We start from the raw sequence: 18,183 nt of genomic DNA on the forward strand, positions 1-18,183 counted from the left end.
GGCTTCCCCGGATCGTCTCTCTTTCTATCATAGGATATTCATAGAGACGGTAGAGATGACAATCTTGCGGATTATTCCGCTTTTATTTCGTAAATCTGGGCGGATGCCCATACCATCCCTGGGCGGATGCCATATGGTATTGCAGAGCCACACCATTACCGGTTACAAGGAGGAAGCGCATTGTATCCTGAAGTCCGCATGTATCATCCTTTCGTGGGGCCGTTCGACCCCTGCCCGCCGAAGCTCGTCAAAACGTATGTAACTCCGCCGAACCTGTTCATCAAGTTCCAGCCCATGTGCCTGCCGCAGTTTAGCCCTTACGAGGCTTTGAGGCTCGGTACCCTTTGGCCGGAGCTGTACAGCAGCTACGAATCCAAGTGCTAACCCGGTCCGAAATCGAAAGAGAGGGGAACGACAACCGTATGCACAAACAACTGGATGAAAATTATTACCGGCTTCTGCACGACCTGCAAGCGGCCGATTTCGTACTGGTCGAACTGACCTTGTATCTGGACACTCATCCCGAAGATGGCAACGCTCTGCAGCAGTTCAATGAATTTTCCCAAAAACGGAAGCAAATCGCGCTGGAATATGAGTGTTTGTACGGACCGCTTCTGCAGTACGGGCAAAATGCGCTGCCGCAGCAGACTTGGGAGTGGGCCGAAGCTCCCTGGCCTTGGCAGGTGTGACATGTGTAGAGGAAACTGTATGAACGGCCTGGACGGAAGAACAAGCACGGTTGTGCTTAAGGAGACGGGGGATTCCGATGTGGATTTACGAGAAGAAATTGCAGTATCCGGTTCGTGTAAGCAAATGCGATCCGCACATGGCCAAACTTCTGATCGAGCAGTACGGGGGTGCGGACGGGGAACTTGCTGCCGCGCTGCGTTACTTGAACCAGCGTTACACCATTCCGGACAAAGTAATCGGGGTACTGAATGATATCGGGACAGAAGAATTCGCTCACCTAGAGATGATTGCGACGATGATCTACAAGCTTACGAAAGACGCTACTCCCGACCAGCTAAAAGCCGCGGGCCTGGGCGAATATTACGTCAACCACGATTCGGCTTTGTATTACCAAAATGCGGCTGGCACACCGTGGACGGCAGCCTACATTCAAGCCAAGGGCGATCCCATCGCCGACCTTTACGAAGATATCGCGGCGGAAGAAAAGGCGCGCGCCACCTATCAGTGGCTCATTGACCTGACGGACGACGTCGATCTCCAGGATGGGCTGAAATTCCTGCGTGAACGTGAGATCATCCATTCGATGCGTTTCCGCGAAGCGGTAGAAATTCTTAAAGACGAAAGGGCGGCCCAGAAAATTTTCTAGCGGTCTGGACAAAAAGACGGGGAAACCCGTCTTTTTTCGGCAATTTTTAAGATAACCGAGCCGACGATTTCAATAGATATGGAAAAATTGAATAAGATTACTAATTTTTCCGGAACGTTTCCCCTTCTGAAGGTGTCTTACTTATATAAAGGTTACAAGTAAACAGTCGTTTAATGGCGCAGGTCTTATAGGAGCGGCTGTTAGGAGCCGGACATTGGCAAAAATGATGTCGTATTTACGAAAAATCTTAAAAAGTTCGTCAGCTTTTCGTAAAAATACCACATTTTACCTATAAGTATGATAAAATGGAATAAGTTAGCAAGAATTTAAGAGCGAAACCTATAGGTTGGAATAAGGAGGAGGCTGCTATTATGGGGATCACATTAAGTCTGCTGATCGGCATGTTAGTTCTTTTAGCGGCATCATTAGGTCTGCGCAAACCGAAGGAATTCGACCGGTCCGATTACGTGCCGTTTCGTCCTTTCGATGATATTTACGAGGGGAAGAAGAGGCCGACTGTAGAATCGGTACAAAGCCAGGCAGCCGTGAAAATAGAAGAAAAGCCGAGAGAAAGGAAACGAATCGCCAAATAAAGGTTTCCTCCTATGGGATGAATTTCCTGGATATATGGTGAAGAAACAATGCCTTTTATGAGAAACGCATGAGAATTACATAAGCTGATTGTGAGAATGGCGTTAATTTTCTCTCTGGGGTTTTTCCGGCCGAAAAGGCGGGGCAGGATCAAATAGGCTTGATGGAACAGCTTTTTACAGCAGGTTCACCGGTGGATTAAAAAAATGAAAAGGTTGTTTTTTGCCAATTTGTGTGTGTTTGTTTCTAAAGATGTATGTGATAGCTTGTGTAGAGAGCCGAAACTTCTTCCGTTTCCCGGATTTACCAGGAGTGGATGAGGTGCGGGGGATGATTTATTTCGGAACCGTATGTGTATGACTGCGGCGTCCGATAGGGGTGAATCGCTGGCAGCAGCGTGGGCGACTTCTCAGTCCGAACCCGACAACTAACCTCGTAGGCAATACCGAGAAGGAGCGTACATCAACTATGGCTTTAAAGCATCATTGGAAAAAAACATGCGCTACTCTGCTGCTAGGCGCAGTGGTGGCGGCATCTTCCGCATTCCAGTCGCAGGCGGCTGAAACGGAAGCGGCTAAAAACGACGGCCTGTTGTATTGGAAACTGGCTAAATCTTATCAGGAGATTGCAGCCGGTATGACCGGTACCGTAGGACAAGCAGCCGATTCGGAGCTTACCCAATCTTTGGTGACACCGGAAAATCAAACCCTGGTGCTTTCCGAGCCAAATTCCATGTGGAACTTCGCTTCCCAAATGAATATGGACGTTCTTGACCTCTTATCGTTAAATCCCGATGCGGATCCGCTTAGCCTGCCGGCAGGCAGCGAGCTGAAAATTGTGGGGGAAGCGGCCCTCGAGCAGCTTAAAGCTTTAAAAGCGAAGGTAAAAGTCCCGGCCCAGGCACCGGCCAAAGTTCAGCTTGCATCGGCCTCGCCAAGTCAGACGGACTCCATAAAACCTTCGGAGGCTCTTCAAAAGAGCGGCAAACCGCAGGCTCCCGAACCGAAAAAAACCGCGGAGAAGAAGGCCGTTAAGAAACCGGCTGCCCAAGCGGCATCGGCTTCCACAAAATCCGGCCAGACGCTGACAACCGCGGCGGGTAAACAGGTTCAATACAAAAAAGCGCTGAATATCAAGGCATCGGCCTATTCCGCTGACCCGAGCGAGAACGGCGGATATGCCGGCATCGACTACTACGGCAACAAACTGACCGTCGGCACGATCGCGGTCGATCCGAAAGTAATTCCGCTCGGCTCCACCGTATATGTAACGGGTTATGCTTTCCCGGGCCTTCCGGCCAAGGGAATGATCGCCAAAGCGACGGACATCGGCGGCGCGATCAAAGGCAACCGGATCGATATTTTCGTTCCGGGCTCCAAAGATAAAGTAAACAACTTTGGCTATCAAAGTGTGAAAGTATACATTCTTAAATAACCATTAGCCGGAAAGAAGGCGGGAGCGAATGCTCCCGTCTTTTGTGCGTTACAAATCCTTGGAAATTCCCAGTAGTTCCGGAATCGTGACCAGCTTGTATCCGCTCGATTTCAAGGAACGGATCAGATCGGGAAGGGCCGTGACCGTACCGCTGAGATCGTGCTTGTCGTTTCCTCCCGCGCTGTGCTGCAGAATAACTGAACCGGCCCGGGCGTTGTCCACAATATTGTGGTATACCTGCTTGCCGGGTAGTCCTTTCCAGTCGAGGGAATCCACGTCCCAGTTCACGGCCAGCAGGTGATGATCGGACATCCAGCGCACCTGCTCTTCATTGATGGCTCCGTAAGGAGGCCGCACCAATCTGGGCGTATAACCGGTCAACGGTTTGATGACCTCTTGGGTGCGCATAATTTGCGAAGAAAATTCCGAGGCGGTCAGTTTGGGCATGAAAGGATGGCTGTACGAGTGGTTGCCCACGACATGACCCTCCCGCACCATCCGGCGGATAATCTCGGGATGTGCCTGAGCGCGGCTTCCGATCACGAAAAAGGTCGCTTTCACCTGATGCTTTTTCAGAATATCGAGCACTTGCGGGGTATATTTGAGATCGGGCCCGTCATCAAACGTGAGCGCGATTTTTTTTCCTTGGGAGGTTCCTCTCATCCGGAAAACCGCCGGGTATTTGTGATGAATCTCGGCTAAGCTTAGCTTCCGCTGCTCCGTTTTCTGAAGGGCGTTCGCTTCCTGATGATGCTTCTGAACGGGAACGTCTTTTTTTTTCGGCTCCGGTTTGGGAGCGGCAGCGGTTTTAAGTTTTTTTACGGGCACGGGAGGCGCAGGAGCCGGAGCTGTCGGTGATACCGAAGGAGCGGCAGCGGTTTTTTCCTTGATCGTCGGAATTTTCGCAGGCTGGAATTTGGCTGGACCGGGTACGGATGACGGACCTGGATCTTCGCTTAGAGTGTGCGGGATAAAACGGTTTTCGTCCAGCCGGGAAGAGGCCGATCCCTCGCCGGGCAGCTTTGCCGGAGAGCATGCGGAGACGAAGGCCAGCAAAATGGCGGATGAGACAGCCAGGGCTGCACGTTTCATGGGGAACCCTCCTCTAATGGCGTTTTCACTAGTTTTGTTTAGAGGGAGGAATTTTATCCGGGATTTGTTACAAAATAGACACAACAAAAAGGGTTGTCCGATTATGTAAATTATGTTAACCTTTTTAGGAGTGTCTTTGACACAATTTATACAAAGCCGAATCCGGTGAATCTAAAGCACCTGTACGGGGGACTTATTTCTGGGGTGAATGCCTGTCATTCTGCAAGCTAGGGAACCTCTTTCCCGAACCCGTCAACTAACCTCGGAGGCCCAAGGAGGAAAAATCGTTTTGAAGATTTGGGTACAAAGCGTTGTAGTTTCATGCGCCGTACTGACGGCCGGTCTATTCGCGGCTTCGGATGCTCATGCCAATGCCGCTCGTTCCGCTAAAGTGCAGGTCAACGACCAACTGGTGAATACCGAAGGTACCGCACCTTTTATCGATTCCAGCAATAACCTGATGATTCCGCTTCGTCCTGTTGCAGAGAAATTGGGAACTCAAATTGGATGGGAACGTGCAGGAGCTCAAATGAGTATCTCGGTGACCGGGAATGGCCACAAGATTACGTTTACTACGGGGGAGAATCAGGCTCTCGTGGACGGCAAGAAGATCGACTTGCCAAGCAAAGCGCAGTTTTTGAACAATACGGTCTATGTTCCGATGAGATTTCTGGCGGATTCACTGTCTATCCGTGTACAATGGGATAATGTGAATACGATTGCAATTTTCGATGCCGATGGTCAATATCATTCTCCGGCTTGGTATGCAACCGTGCCTCAGAAGTCGCAGCAGGAAAATACGATTGTGGCAACAGCCAACAAATATAAAGGCGTTCGTTACGTGTATGGCGGTTCTTCGCCATCTGGATTTGACTGCTCCGGGTTTGTGCAATATGTGTACGATAAGAACGGGGTAGACCTGCCTAGATCTTCTGCAAGTATGTATGCCAGCGCAGGGGTTAAAGTATCCAACCCGCAGCCGGGCGATCTTGTATTCTTCGCAAGCAATTCCAAAATGCAGCATGTGGGTATTTACGTAGGGGCTGACAAATTCATTTCCGCGACAGATGATGGAGTGAAAGTGGACAGCTTGGGCAGCGCTTACTGGGGCTCTCGTTATGTTGGAGCCAAACGCGTCATGTAATCATACAAATTGTAATTTTTATGCCGTCCGGGTGCGACCGGGCGGTTTTTTATATTATTTGTAAGCACTAGCCAAGCGTCGTTCCTTTCTACTGCCGGATTCATAGAATGGTAGAGAAAGGAGGGATTAAGATGAACCAAACGATTTTCGGTAGTTTGGCGGCTTTCGGCGCCTCACTCGTTACGTATGCGTTTGGAGGATGGTCTGAATTGCTGGGTTTCTTCCTCGTGGCTATCGCAATCGACTATGTAACCGGTGTTGCGGCCTCTCTGAAAGAAAAGTCAGGGCTGAACAGCAATATCGGCTTCTGGGGTCTCGCCAAGAAAGGGCTCATGCTGCTCATCATTTTGTTGGGTCACCGGATGGACATGCTCATTGGCAGCAGCGTCGTGATGGATGCCGCTATTTATTTCTATCTGGTCAATGAGTTAATTTCCATTACGGAAAATTATGGACGGCTCGGTCTTCCTCTTCCCGATAAATTCAAGCAAGTCATCGCCCAATTGAAAAATCCGAAGCAAGATAAGAATTAATACCCGCTCCAAGTTGCTGTGAAACTCTTCCATTAGAAAAAGTTTCCGTTTTTTATTAAATGAATGATCGGACAAGGCTCTCGCTCAGACGGGAGCTTTTTTTATGACTTGGTCCTAATTCCTATTGTATGCGTTAATGAAGAAAGAAGGGTAACAAATTGATGACAAAATGAAATAATTGTAATTTAAACGAAATATATAGTTGCTTGAAATAAGTAAGTTAAAGGAGTATGATAGAGGAAGAATAGATGAAAAAATAGAATCGGGAATTTAGCGCAATCGTACTTTGCAACCAATCATCCTAACAGGGACATCCGGATGGCTCGTAAATCCATAAACGGCTGGACAAGCTTATATTGAAAGGTGTGTATGACAATGATAAAGATCTATCCCGCTTCATCCCGGTATTCCACGGATCACGGCTGGCTGGTCAGCCATTTCAGCTTTTCGTTCGCGGATTACTACGATCCGGACAATACCCGTTTCGGTCCCATGAGAGTGTTGAATGACGACACGGTGCAGGGCGGACGGGGATTCGGGGCCCATCCCCACCGTGAGATGGAAATCGTGACCATCGTTCTGGAAGGGCAGCTTCAGCACGAAGACAGCTCCGGCCACCGGGCGGTCACGACCTATGGAGGCGTTCAGCGGATGACCGCGGGTACCGGCATTATTCATTCGGAAATGAATCCGGGACAAGACGACGTTACGCTTTTGCAGATGTGGTTCGATCCGGAAGAGCGCGGTCTCGAACCTTCCTATGAAACGACCGAGTTCAAGGTTGAAGCGCTGAAGAACAACTTGCTGCCGGTGGTGTCCAAACCAAAGGCCGGCTCCGGCGTCGCCGGCATCCATCAGGACATGAGCATCTACTTATCCGAATTGGACGGAGGTAAATCAGTTACGTTCGAACAGCCGGAAGGCAGAAGGGTTTTCTTCATGGTCCTGGACGGTGAGGCCGCGCTTAACAATGGGACGATTTTGGGTAAAAGAGATTCAGCACGGATCACGGAAACTCCGTCGCTCACGATCGGCAGCGCGGCAGGCGCACGTTTTATGCTGATTGATCTGCCTTGATACGCGGCAAAGAGGGGGAATACCTATGAGTGAAGCTCACCGTTTGTATGTGAAGCATGCAGTAGGCAGCCGGATGCTGCTGGACACGAAGGAGCTGGGCGGATTTCTGCACCTGTCCGAGGTTCCGGGAGGCTGGCGCTTTGAAATAAGCGGAGTCGATCTGGACGCGGCACGTGAAATCGCGGATTTCAAGGATGAGCTTAACCTCTTTTACTTGGAGGAAGGGGAAGAGGAAGGGGAAGAGCCCCAAAAATGGTGGTATTACGGCCATAAAACGCCGGCGATCGACTATGAGGCCAACGGCCGAGTCCTCCACATTACTGTGGATACGCGAAAGGCATACAGCAACCGGCACGTCTGAGGACGTCCGGTTTTTTTGTTGCGGATTTTTTTGGGATTGGCAAAAGAAGGCCGATTGCATTTTTGCTTTCCTGGATTTATAATAGGAACAAACGTTCCTATTTTGTTCGGAAAATGCGATAACTCAGAAGGAGGCTGGCCGTTTATGTCAACGTTGGAGCGATACCTGGGAAGGAGAGTAGAGATTATCTATATCGACCGGAAAGGAGCGATCAGCCAACGCGACATTCGGCCGCTGGCCGTAACCGGGGACAAGGTTAAAGCTTATTGTTACGCGCAGCAGGCTCTCCGCTTTTTTCGCAGCGCCGATATTCTGGCTTGGGTTCCGCAGTCCGAGGAAGAAACTTCAAGCAGACCGGAGTTTTATCCCCGTAGAAAAAAGACGCCGGGCAATCCTTTACTTTATGGTTGACATCGCCGAAGAGACGGTTTAACATTTAAATCAAAGTGAACATGATTTCACTTTTTTCTTTAATTAATTAGTTTTTCCGCTGGAATAATTAATTCTCAGGAGGACTTACTCATGAAAGTATCTGTAGGCGGATTTTCTTTTAACCAGGCTTTTCTGAACGGAACGATGGATGTATTCGGCTACCTGGAAACGGTCCGGTACCGTTACGGGCTTAGTACCGTCGATTTATGGAACGGACAATTTGCGGACCGCTCCCATCCGCTGCTTAAGCTGCCGGACCGGGAGTATTTAAAGAAGATCCGCCAGGCGATGGACGAGAAAGAAATGACGCTCGTGAACATTGCCATTGACGGAGCTCATCTGTGGGACCCCGATGCGGACAAAAGGGAAGCGCTTCACAAAAATGCGCTGGAATACCTGGACGCCTCCATTTTACTGGGTGCGAAAACGGTCCGGATCGATACGGGCGGCCGCGGACAATCCACTTTCTCCGAGGAAGAACTGGATTATGTGGCGGGACGCTACCGCGAATATTGTCAAATCGCGCAGGAGAACGGATTTACGATAGGTCCCGAGAATCATATGGGCCCGTCTCTCGTGCCGGGTGAAATGAAACGCCTTGCCGAAGCCGTGAATCATCCTTCTTACGGGTTTCTGCTTCATATGCACCGCTGGGATCAAGATCGGGAGCAGGGGGACGCTATCGTGGCCCCGTGGACCGTACACACGCATTTCGACCCTCAGACGGCCGAGGCGGACGATGCGGTTGAAACTATACGCATGCTGAAAAAGAACGGCTACGACGGTTACTGGGGCGTTGAGCATCATGCTCAGAAACAGCCTTATCTGGAAGTCGAATGGCTGCTGACCACGGTCAAGCATCTGCTTCTTATGAGCGAAGACGACAACAACGGGGAGGAACAAGTTTAACATGAACCCAATTCGGATCGGCATCATCGGAGTCGGACAAATCGGCAAAATTCATCTCGATCAATATAAATTAATTCCGGACGCGGAAATCGTGGCCGTCTGTGACGTGAACGAGGCGGAAGCGCGCCGTGTAGCGGACCTGTACGGAATTCCGGAGGTTTACACCGACTACAACGAGCTGTTAAAGCGCGACGACCTGGATGCGGTGGATGTCTGCCTGCACAACAACTTCCACGCGCCTATTTCGATTGCCGCGATGAAGGCAGGCAAGCACGTGTACTGCGAGAAACCGATCGCGGGCACCTACGCGGACGGCAAAGCGATGGTAGACGCTTCCCGTGAATTCGGCAGGCTGCTGCACATCCAGCTCGGCACGCTTTACCGCAAGGAGACCAAAGCGGCCAAAGCGCTGATCGAAGGCGGCGAGCTGGGCCGTGTGTTCCACGCGCGCTCCACGGGCTACCGCAGACGGAACCGCCCTTTTGTGGACGGCTACGGCACCCCGGCTTTTACGCGCAAGGAGACGGCTGCGGGCGGCGCGCTTTTCGATATGGGCGTCTACCATATCTCGCAGATGCTGTACCTGCTCGATTTGCCTAAAGTCGAGCGGATCTCCGGGAAGCTCTACCAGGAGACGGACATGGACCCCGGTCGCCGGGAATCCAGCGGTTTCGATGTGGAAGAGCTGGCTATCGGGCTGGTGCGCTTCGAGAAAGGCATCACGATGGACATCATCGAATCATGGGCCGTTCATATGAATCCGTTCGAAGGAAGCTCCGTTCTTGGGTCCAAAGGCGGATTGCGCCTGCCGGTTAACGGGCCGGACGGCAACAAGCTGACGCATTACTCGACAAGATGCGACATGGATATGGACACGACGATCGATCTGGACGCGGCCGATTTGCGCTGGCACCGCCTGCGCGCCGACGAAGAAGCCTACGACTCTTCCCAGCATCACTGGATTGCAGCTCTTCAGGGGAGAGTGAAGCTTCTGCCGACGGCGGAGATCGCTTTGCAGACCATGCTGATCAGCGAAGGCATGTACCTCTCCGACGCCCAAGGCCGCGAGGTTTCCGCGGAGGAAGTGGAGAACGGGCTTAAAGCTTAAGCGGAGCGCCGGTCAACCCCGACAGCAGCTCTTCCGGCTGAGCATACAAAGCAGCGCGGCAGCGGGAAACCGCTATCCCGTACAGCCTAAGCCGAAGCAGGGAGGCGCGGTAGACGGCGGCAGAAAAGGAACCGCGTTTCCTGCCTGCCGCCGTTCCTTCCGCTTGGCGGAAGCATACCTGTTTACCTGCAACCGAATCGCAAAGGAGTTTGCTCATCATGACAACCGGAGCCGCCGAACGGCGCTCATTTACGATGTTTAAGCTGTATATTCTTTTTTTGTACGGCGCTTTTTCGCTCCTGTTCACCTATGTGCCGCTTCTGTTTCTGGAACACGGCTTGACCCGGTTTCAGATCGGCATGCTGATGGCGGGGGGCCCTTTCGTCTCCATTCTGGCTAACCCGTTCTGGGGCTATTGGAGCGACCGGATGCAAAATGTGCGGCGTACGCTCATTATTTTGGTCATTTGCAACCTCATCGTGGTTCAACCTGTTTTTCATTTGCATTCGTTCTCCTGGCTTTACCTGGTCCTGCTTCTGTACTTTTTCTTTCAAAGCCCGACCTTTTCCCAGAGCAATAGTCTCATTCTAAGCACAATTGAAAATACTCCTTACAAGTTCGGCACGTTCCGCCTCTGGGGCTCGCTCGGCTGGGCTATTGCCGCCGTTGCGGCGGGACCCGTGCTGACTGCGGTTGGCATAGAACAGCTTTGGTGGCTGTACAGCGGTATTCTGATGATCTCGCTTTTGTTCGTTTTCAGCATTCCTCAACCGAAACCCGCCGCTGCGGGCGATGCGCTGCCGGGAGGGGGATTCAAGCAGCTTCTGGGCAACCGTCCGTTTGTGATGCTGCTTTTGCTGGGAGTTCTGATTTCGGTCCCGAATTCCATTAATTCGACCTTCGTGTCCATCTACCTGACGGATATGGGCGGGTCGGCGACCTGGATCGGCTGGGCCGCTTTTCTTTCTTCCGTTTTCGAGGCGCCGGTATTTCTCCTGCTGGACCGTTATTTGAAACGGGACTCCAGAACGATGTTTGTTTGCCTCGCCTTGGTCAGTCTTCTTTTCAGTATCCGCTGGCTGCTCATGATGCTGGTGGACAGCCCCATGCAGCTGATTTTTATTCAGCTTTTGCACTGCATTACGTATGGAGGCTACTATTATATCGGAACGAACCTGACAGGTCATTTGATTCCGGCCCGGATGCGGGCGTCCGGCCAAGCGGCGTTTGCGCTTACCTGGGGCGGAGTGTCCGGAATTTTCGCGGGATTCGCGGGAGGCTGGATGTACGATACGCTCGGAGCCGGTAAAATGTACGGTATCGGAGCGGGAGTATCCTTGATCGGAATGATCGGGTTTCTGCTGATCTGGCGCGGAATGCGGCAGTCGTCGGCCGATCGGGGAACGGATTCGGCCGCAGGCGTTTGACAGATCCGGAAGCATTTTGACAGGAGTGGGCCTGACCGGCATTCTCTAAGATAAACGGCAGGGTTCCGGCATTGCGGGAAATCGGATGCCCGTGGCACAATGATAGTGGATGAAATAAGGCTTGCAGGGAGTAGAGGATTATGAATCAGATTGGAAATCAACAAATGTTGCGGGAGATCAACAAGTCTCTGCTGCTGAATAATATTTATGAGCAGGGTCCGATTTCGAGAGTGGATTTGGCCCGGAAAACAAGACTAAGCCCGACGACGGTTTCCGTCCTGATGGAAGAAGCGATCCGCGAAGGACTGGTGCGCGAAACAGGCACGGCCGGCTCGGGTGTCGGCAGGCGCATGACGCTTCTCGACATCAACGCGGCCGGCGGCTGCGTGCTTGGCGTAGACCTGTCCAACGCCCCGGCCCGCTGCGTTCTGCTGGACCTGCGGGGCAATTTGCTCGCATCGCAGCCTCTGCAGCCGGCGCAGCCTCTCTTTGGGCCGGAAGCGATGTGCAGCGAGCTTCCCCAGCTCATCCGCGCCTTTCTGGAGGAGCAGGAGACGCCGCTTGCGACCATCCGGTGGATGGGCGTATCGATTCCGGGGCGGATTGACGAGAAGCGCGAGAACGTCGTAAATTCGACCGTACTGGGCCTGGAGAACTTCCCGCTGAGAACGAAGCTTTACGAGGAGTTCAACATTCCGATGCATCTGGTGAACGATCTGGATGCCGCGGGTTTCGCCGAACGTTTTAACGGAACGGCCAAAGGTCTCCAGACGATCGTCTACATCCTCATCGACTATGGAATCGGCGCGGGTCTTGTGCTGAACAACCAAATCTACCGCGGCCGCCATGATCGTGCGGGACGTATCCGCGAGTTCAGCCGGTTCAGCACGGCGAATCTGTCCAAGCGTCTGCTGGAGACGTACCCGGACACCTTCGGCGATGTGAGAGACGAAGAGCCGCTCGTCGTCCGCCGTTTCGTGGACTTGGGCATGCAGGGAGCGGAGCCCTTCGCGGGAGAGCTGGAGGAGATCATCGAGACGATCGCCTCCTACTGCGGGCACGTCCTGCAGCTGCTCAGCCCCGAGCAGCTCATTCTGGGCGGCTGGATAGGCGAGAGCGAGCCGTTCTTCACGCGGCTTGCGGAGCGCATCCAAAGCCGCGAGCAGGCGATCGTGCCGACACCTGTCCATTCGCCCCGGTGGAAGGAGTACGGCGCCTCCATCGGCGCCGCTACGATCGGCCTCCACCGGATGTTCAAGTCGCGGACTATGAGCTGACGGCAAAGACCGCAAAAAAACCTCGTGCAGAATGAACGTAACATTCTGCGCGAGGTTTTTTGCGCTTGCGGACGGAAGGCTTAGGCTTCCGTCACGAGGGAAAGTTCGCGTCCGAGCACCCAGGCGCGTTCGAGATCCAGCGACGGACTGACGAGCAGGAAGTCCGCTTGTTTGCCGCGTGCGATGGAGCCCATGCGGTCCGCGACGCCCATCTGGCGGGCAGGGTTGCCGCTGGCGTATTCGCTGGCCTGCTGCACGCTGACGCCGATTTTGTTGACCATGAATTTGAAGGCGTCGATCATGGTCAGCGTGCTTCCGGCCAGGCTTCCGCCTTCTTTCAGGCGGCAGATGCCGTCCTTCATGATCACGTCGAGTCCGCCCAGCTTGTAATCGCCGTCTTCCAGGCCGGCCGCGGAAATCGCATCGGTGATCATGATGAGGTTATGCTGCTTCTTCGTCTGCGTCAGCAGCTGGACGCCGGCCGGATGCACATGCACGCCGTCGGCGATAATTTCCGCATGAATCCGCGGATCGGTCAGCACGGCGCCCGCCGTGCCGGGATTCCGGTGATGCAGGGGAGTCATGGCGTTGAACGTATGAACGGCATGGCTCAAGCCGTGTTCGACCGCGCGTTCGATCGTCTCGTAGTCGGCATCCGTATGGCCTGCGGCCGCAACGATTCCGTGATCGCTGAGCCACTGGATGACGTCCATGGCTCCTTCCCGTTCGGGCGCGAGCGTCATCATTTTGACCAGGCCGGGGAAGCGGGCATGCCAATCTTCAAGCCACTCGGATGTCGGCAGGGAGATGAATTCCGGGTTCTGGGCGCCGCTCCATTTCGGAGAAATGAACGGGCCTTCCAGATGTACCCCGATCAACTGGGCATACGGCATTCCGCCGCGGATATAAGCGTCTGTGGCGGTAATAACCGCATCCAGCGCTTCGCGGGAGGCCGTGACGGATGTGGCGAGCATCGCCGTGGTGCCTTTGGTGCTGTGGAAACGGGTGATCGTTTCCAGGGACTCGGCGGAAGCGTCCATGAAGTCGGCTCCGAAGCCGCCGTGAACATGCACGTCGATAAAGCCCGGCAGCAGCCAGCTTCCCTGCGCGTCTACGGCGCCCGTTAAATCAAGCTCCGCAAGTTCATGCGCCTTGTAGATGCGTTCGATGCGGCCGTCTACGGCGAGCAGCGCGCCGTTGTCGACGACTGTATTTTCCGTCACGATCCGGGCGTTAACGATTAATATGCGCTCCTGCGCGGAAGTGGACCGGCTCATACAAAATTCCTCCCTGCTTCGGAATCGAGAAGAACGATCAGGTGCGGGTGTGTCTGCAGCAGGCTTGCCGGACACTGGGTCGTAATCGGGCCGGTCAGGGCACGGTGTACGATATCCGCTTTGTCGGCGCCGCGGACAACGAGAAGAATCGTTCTGGCTTTAAGAATCGTTCCTACCCCCATCGTGAGAGCGTGCGTCGGAACGTCATTAATGGAAGGGAAGAAGCGTGCGTTGGCTTCGCGTGTTTTGTGGTCGAGTTCGACCAGGTGAGTGCCGCCATGAAGCTCGTCCGCCGGCTCATTGAAGCCGATGTGACCGTTGTGGCCGAGACCGAGAATCTGCAGGTCCACTTGTTTGATCTCATCCAGTTCGCCATTATAGCGTGCACATTCTTCCTGAAGGTCGGAGGCGTTGCCGTTCGGAATGCGGGTGCGCTCCGGCTGCACATCGATATGGCGGAACAAATGCTGGTTCATGTACGTACGGTAGCTTTCGGCATGACCGTCGGGAAGTCCCACATACTCGTCCAGATTGTACGTGCGTACGTTTTTAAAGCTCACGCGTCCCTTGTTGTAAGCTTTTACGATTTCTTCGTAAATGCCGATCGGCGTGCTTCCCGTAGCGAGACCGAGAACCGCATCCGGCTTCGTCTGGACAAGAGCGGTAATAATCCCCGCGCCCGCCTCGTTTAATTCCTGCTGATTTTCAAACTTGTGAATAATCATGGTTTACTCTCTCCCTTTGCTTCGGTATTTGCGGACCATGTGGTAGGTCCGTTCCAAACGGGTGACATGTTCGTCGAACCGGTCGCTGACCAGGCTCGTAAACAAAATGTCTATCACATGAAGCTGTGCGATCCGGGACGCCATATCTCCGCGGCGCATGCCTTCCTCCAGCGTAGATGCGAACAGCTTGATGTCCGAAAGATCCGCCAGGGGATTGGAGCCGTATTTGGTCAGGCTGATCGTCGTGGCCCCCCGCTCCTTGGCGCAAAGCAGCGCCTGAATCGTTTCAGGCGTATCGCCGGAGTAGGAAACCGCGAAGGCGACGTCACCCGGCTGCAGGTTGGAAGCGGACGTGATCTGCATGTGAGGATCCGACCATGCGGTCGCGTACCTCCCGATCCGCACCAGCTTCTGGTGGAAGTCGAGCGCTACGACGCCCGAAGTGGCGACGCCGTAAAGGTCGATCTGCCTCGCGCTCTGAAGCGCGTCGACCGCCGACTGGACCTGCTTCAGATCCAGAAGACGGGTCGTATCCGCAATAGAGCGCATATGGTTAGCTTCCATAGCCGACACGATTTTCTCCAGCGGATTCCCGGCGACGATATCTTGGTAAGACTGGCCGGCAGGCTGAGTAGCGAGCTCCGCGCCGAGCTGGAACTTGAAATCGGTGTATCCCTGGAAATGAAACGTTTTGCAAAAGCGGGAAATCGTAGCGGGACTCGTCTTCGACTGTTCCGCCAATTCCGTTATTCCCATGCGCACCACTTGACTGGAATGCTCGAGAATATAAATGGCGAGAACCTGTTCCTGGCGGTTCAGCCCGTGCTTCCGTTCTTCAATGGCCCGAAGAATGCTGGACATAGGATTCCGCACCTTTTTTGAAAAAAATTTTAGTGAAATCGTAGTTTATTAAGAAAAACATTTTCACATTCATTCTAAAATATTTTACCCTCAACATCAATAGGAAGTCCTAGTGAAAAGCGGAGGAACACCGGAAAAATTTTCCGCGGTCCAAGTTGACAAGCCCGGCACGGTTTGCCATCCTTAAAAAGAAAACCTTTAGGATGTGGAGTCCAGCTATGAATCAGTCCCCTACACCGCAAGCGATGCTTTTTGATTTGGATGGAACGCTCTTCAAAACGGAAACGCTTCTTCTGCCGGCTTATCATGCGGCTTTCGACGCGCTTCGCCGCGAAGGAGTTTATGAAGGGCCGACGCCGTCTGACGAACGTATTCTCGGCGGGCTCGGCATGCTTCTCGAAGAAATCTGGGAGCGGGTTCTGCCCGATGTCCCGGCCGCGGTCCGCAGCCGCGCGGACGAGCTCCTGCTCGCCGAACAGATGGACCGGCTGCTCCAGGGAGAAGGTGTGCTCTACGATGGCGTCGAGGAAACGCTGCAGGCGCTTCATGCCCGCGGGATCCGGCTTTTCGTCGCGAGCAACGGTCTGGAGGATTATGTCCGGGAAGTGATCCGGATGAAGGGGCTGGCGCCTCTATTTACTGGGTTGTACAGTGCGGGCGAATACGCAACGAAGTCCAAAGTGGATCTTGTCAAACTGCTCCTGGAGCAGCACGGCTTACAAAGCGCCTGGATGGTAGGGGACCGCTCTTCCGATGTGGAAGCGGGTCACCGCAACGGGCTTAAGGTGGTCGGCTGCGATTATGCGGGTTTCCGCACCGAGCGTGAGCTCGACGAAGCCGATGTGCGGATTACTGCATTTCCGGAGCTGCTGGGCCTTCTTCCCCGAGACGAAAACTGATCAGACAAGCCATCTTTAAATCAGCTGAATAAGGAAAATCCCCGGCGGGACAAGTTTGTCCACCTGCCGGGGATTTTTGTTTCTTGGCGGAAGTTATTCGGTATATATAGGGTAGACCGTCCCGCGTTCCCCTATTTATTTTTTACGTAAAATTGACCGGACGCAGCATGGCCGTTGACGTTTCTCGGGTATGCTGGTACGACAGGAAGAGCGGCTGCTTGAACGGAATTTCTTATCAATCCTTAAGAAATGAAACCTTTTTAATCCGGTCTCCGTTAAAGGGACAGGAAGAATACGGTAAAGTTGGAGGAGGAAGAAGAGCGTGGGTGCATCCCGGTTATGGAAAAAAATGATGATTGTGTTCGTTCTGGCTTTTGCGCTCGGCCTGAGGCTATTCTACGTACTGGGAGAACAATACGAGCCTGTGGAATACGATCAAAAGAACTATACGACGATGGCGGTACAAATGCTTGAAAAAGGGATTTACGGCTATAACGAGGCCAAGTCCAACACGTTAGTGACCCCCGGCTTCCCCGTATTTCTGGCGGCGATTCTGGCCGTATTCGGATACACGGACATAGAACGAACGTTTATGGTGGTACGGGTTTTACAGGTTTTTATCTCGCTCGGGGCCATCTGGTATATCTACAAGATCGGGCTGAGGCTTTTCAACCGGACGACCGGCCTGATTGCGGCGTTTTTCGCTTCCGTATACGGAACCTTCATTGTCGTGAATTCGTTGATCCTGACGGAGGTCATATTCCTGACGTCGTTTATGGCGCTCATTTATTATCAGGTCAAAATCGTACAGGAAAACCGTACCAGGGATCATCTCCTTGCCGGACTGCTCCTTGCCCTGGCCGTTCTGATCCGCCCGAATACGCTGGTGGTGGCGCCGGTTCCTTATGTTTTCCTGTGGTTTCAGCACAAGAAGCCTTATTTTAAAGAAATCAGCTTCGGGGTCCTCGCTTTTGCGCTGGGGATGCTTCCTTGGTGGATACGCAATGCGATCACCTTTCACGAAATTATTTTCATTTCCAAAGGAGGAGCGGGAAATCCGCTGCTAGGCGGAACCGATCCTTATTACCGGGGAACGCTGGACTGGAGCAAAATCGACTTTAACAACCAGCAGGGAGAGGCGATTAAACGCATCAAAGAAGGGCTGCAGACCGATCCGGCCCTCTGGATCCGCTGGTTTACGGTGGGCAAAATGAAAGAGATGTTTCTGAACAAGCTGTACATAGGAGATTACGGCTCCTCGGTGCCTGCCTGGTATGCGCCCTGGATTCCTAGATTTCACAAGTTTCTGGTCTATGCGGGAATGGGAGGCTCCCTGATTTCCTTCTTTATCCATAAAAGCTATCGGTACCTGATCACCGTATTTATTATCCTGCTGGGGACGCAGCTTATGTTTATCCCGGAAGCACGTTACACGATCGGCATGATGCCGTTTCTTATGCTGATTATTTCCGCGCTGCTGGTTCAGGCGGTTTCCTACGCGGCAGGGCTGGTCCGCGGCCGCAACAAGACGGGAGGCGGAGTCCTGAAGGATGTCCGTTCGGAAACGGACGGAAGTAAGGCTGTCTGAGGCGATGTTGCCGCAAGGACCCTATTCTGTCAAGAGAAAAACCCAGACCGGCGAACTGCGGAGGGTCATGCCGAGATTCCGGTTCGTACCTTCTGCCGGAAAAAGAAAATTA

General features: G+C 53.2%; 21 protein-coding genes and 2 riboswitches. Of the genes, 16 read left to right on the forward strand and 5 right to left on the reverse strand.

The genetic code is table 11. The features are described 5' to 3' along the window. The first annotated feature begins 198 nt into the window (after positions 1-198). The 5 genes from ABH899_RS05185 to ABH899_RS05205 all read left to right on the forward strand — a co-directional run bounded on the left by ABH899_RS05185 (position 199) and on the right by ABH899_RS05205 (position 3,361). Positions 199-384, forward strand: a complete 186-nt coding sequence (locus ABH899_RS05185; protein ID WP_369995134.1) for a spore coat associated protein CotJA — start codon at positions 199-201, stop codon at positions 382-384. A 38-nt stretch (positions 385-422) separates the two neighbouring features. Then, on the forward strand, positions 423-689 hold the full coding sequence (locus tag ABH899_RS05190; protein ID WP_009674585.1) for a spore coat protein CotJB: 267 nt from the start codon (positions 423-425) through the stop codon (positions 687-689). 77 nt (positions 690-766) lie between these two features. Then, a complete protein-coding gene (locus ABH899_RS05195) occupies positions 767-1,336 on the forward strand; it encodes a manganese catalase family protein (protein ID WP_009674562.1) in 570 nt (189 codons plus the stop codon). 371 nt (positions 1,337-1,707) lie between these two features. Beyond that, positions 1,708-1,929, forward strand: coding sequence for a hypothetical protein (locus tag ABH899_RS05200; protein WP_369994565.1), 222 nt, complete (start codon positions 1,708-1,710; stop codon positions 1,927-1,929). A gap of 264 nt (positions 1,930-2,193) precedes the next feature. After that, positions 2,194-2,384: riboswitch (cyclic di-AMP (ydaO/yuaA leader) on the forward strand. A gap of 11 nt (positions 2,385-2,395) precedes the next feature. Further along, positions 2,396-3,361 carry a 3D domain-containing protein gene (locus ABH899_RS05205; protein ID WP_369994568.1) on the forward strand — a complete coding sequence of 322 codons (966 nt, stop codon included), beginning with the start codon at positions 2,396-2,398 and terminating at the stop codon, positions 3,359-3,361. A gap of 48 nt (positions 3,362-3,409) precedes the next feature. Here ABH899_RS05205 and ABH899_RS05210 read toward each other — a convergent pair whose 3' ends face one another. After that, positions 3,410-4,453 carry a polysaccharide deacetylase family protein gene (locus ABH899_RS05210; protein ID WP_369994569.1) on the reverse strand — a complete coding sequence of 348 codons (1,044 nt, stop codon included), beginning with the start codon at positions 4,451-4,453 and terminating at the stop codon, positions 3,410-3,412. A 144-nt stretch (positions 4,454-4,597) separates the two neighbouring features. Further along, positions 4,598-4,738: riboswitch (cyclic di-AMP (ydaO/yuaA leader) on the forward strand. 4 nt (positions 4,739-4,742) lie between these two features. On the opposite strand from ABH899_RS05210, the gene ABH899_RS05215 reads away from it, so the two are divergent. The 7 genes from ABH899_RS05215 (at position 4,743) to ABH899_RS05245 (ending at position 10,017) form a co-directional block, all read left to right on the forward strand. After that, a complete protein-coding gene (locus tag ABH899_RS05215) occupies positions 4,743-5,597 on the forward strand; it encodes a C40 family peptidase (RefSeq protein ID WP_009674605.1) in 855 nt (284 codons plus the stop codon). Between the two features lie 131 nt (positions 5,598-5,728). Then, positions 5,729-6,130 carry a phage holin family protein gene (locus ABH899_RS05220; protein WP_369994572.1) on the forward strand — a complete coding sequence of 134 codons (402 nt, stop codon included), beginning with the start codon at positions 5,729-5,731 and terminating at the stop codon, positions 6,128-6,130. A 375-nt stretch (positions 6,131-6,505) separates the two neighbouring features. Then, a complete protein-coding gene (locus tag ABH899_RS05225) occupies positions 6,506-7,207 on the forward strand; it encodes a pirin family protein (protein WP_369994575.1) in 702 nt (233 codons plus the stop codon). A gap of 25 nt (positions 7,208-7,232) precedes the next feature. After that, a complete protein-coding gene (locus tag ABH899_RS05230) occupies positions 7,233-7,568 on the forward strand; it encodes a hypothetical protein (protein ID WP_369994576.1) in 336 nt (111 codons plus the stop codon). A gap of 144 nt (positions 7,569-7,712) precedes the next feature. Continuing rightward, on the forward strand, positions 7,713-7,979 hold the full coding sequence (locus ABH899_RS05235) for a hypothetical protein (protein ID WP_009674590.1): 267 nt from the start codon (positions 7,713-7,715) through the stop codon (positions 7,977-7,979). A 111-nt stretch (positions 7,980-8,090) separates the two neighbouring features. Then, positions 8,091-8,909 (forward strand): sugar phosphate isomerase/epimerase family protein, encoded by an 819-nt coding sequence (locus tag ABH899_RS05240; protein ID WP_369994578.1) that lies wholly within the window; start codon positions 8,091-8,093, stop codon positions 8,907-8,909. Position 8,910: 1 nt separating this feature from the next. After that, the gene (locus ABH899_RS05245) at positions 8,911-10,017 is read left to right on the forward strand and encodes a Gfo/Idh/MocA family protein (protein ID WP_326052311.1); all 1,107 of its coding nucleotides are present in this window, start codon (positions 8,911-8,913) and stop codon (positions 10,015-10,017) included. On the opposite strand, the gene ABH899_RS05250 is transcribed toward ABH899_RS05245, so the two are convergent. Beyond that, positions 10,007-10,237: a hypothetical protein gene (locus tag ABH899_RS05250; RefSeq protein WP_369994581.1), complete on the reverse strand. Its 231-nt coding sequence runs from the start codon at positions 10,235-10,237 to the stop codon at positions 10,007-10,009. The two genes, ABH899_RS05245 and ABH899_RS05250, sit on opposite strands and share 11 nt — an antisense overlap. On the opposite strand from ABH899_RS05250, the gene ABH899_RS05255 reads away from it, so the two are divergent. Both ABH899_RS05255 and ABH899_RS05260 read left to right on the forward strand, forming a co-directional pair. Beyond that, positions 10,236-11,444, forward strand: a complete 1,209-nt coding sequence (locus tag ABH899_RS05255) for an MFS transporter (protein WP_369994583.1) — start codon at positions 10,236-10,238, stop codon at positions 11,442-11,444. The two genes, ABH899_RS05250 and ABH899_RS05255, sit on opposite strands and share 2 nt — an antisense overlap. A gap of 140 nt (positions 11,445-11,584) precedes the next feature. Then, entirely contained in the window at positions 11,585-12,721 is a 1,137-nt protein-coding gene (locus ABH899_RS05260) for an ROK family transcriptional regulator (RefSeq protein ID WP_217560152.1), read from the forward strand. 80 nt (positions 12,722-12,801) lie between these two features. On the opposite strand, the gene nagA is transcribed toward ABH899_RS05260, so the two are convergent. Genes nagA through ABH899_RS05275 form a run of 3 tightly spaced genes read right to left on the reverse strand, consistent with a single transcriptional unit; the run spans position 12,802 to position 15,584 of the window. Next, on the reverse strand, positions 12,802-13,998 hold the full coding sequence (nagA, locus tag ABH899_RS05265) for an N-acetylglucosamine-6-phosphate deacetylase (protein ID WP_009674579.1): 1,197 nt from the start codon (positions 13,996-13,998) through the stop codon (positions 12,802-12,804). Continuing rightward, positions 13,995-14,723, reverse strand: a complete 729-nt coding sequence (nagB, locus tag ABH899_RS05270) for a glucosamine-6-phosphate deaminase (protein ID WP_369994586.1) — start codon at positions 14,721-14,723, stop codon at positions 13,995-13,997. Before nagB ends, nagA begins: the two co-directional genes overlap by 4 nt. A gap of 3 nt (positions 14,724-14,726) precedes the next feature. Continuing rightward, positions 14,727-15,584 (reverse strand): MurR/RpiR family transcriptional regulator, encoded by an 858-nt coding sequence (locus tag ABH899_RS05275; protein WP_009674573.1) that lies wholly within the window; start codon positions 15,582-15,584, stop codon positions 14,727-14,729. Positions 15,585-15,802: 218 nt separating this feature from the next. Here ABH899_RS05275 and ABH899_RS05280 point away from each other — a divergent pair, with 218 nt between their 5' ends. Both ABH899_RS05280 and ABH899_RS05285 read left to right on the forward strand, forming a co-directional pair. Next, entirely contained in the window at positions 15,803-16,483 is a 681-nt protein-coding gene (locus ABH899_RS05280; RefSeq protein ID WP_369994590.1) for an HAD family hydrolase, read from the forward strand. 322 nt (positions 16,484-16,805) lie between these two features. Then, entirely contained in the window at positions 16,806-18,071 is a 1,266-nt protein-coding gene (locus ABH899_RS05285) for an ArnT family glycosyltransferase (protein ID WP_369994591.1), read from the forward strand. Positions 18,072-18,183: the final 112 nt, after the last annotated feature.

It is taken from the genome of Paenibacillus sp. RC84 (genome assembly GCF_041260495.1).
Lineage (GTDB): Bacteria > Bacillota > Bacilli > Paenibacillales > NBRC-103111 > Paenibacillus_F.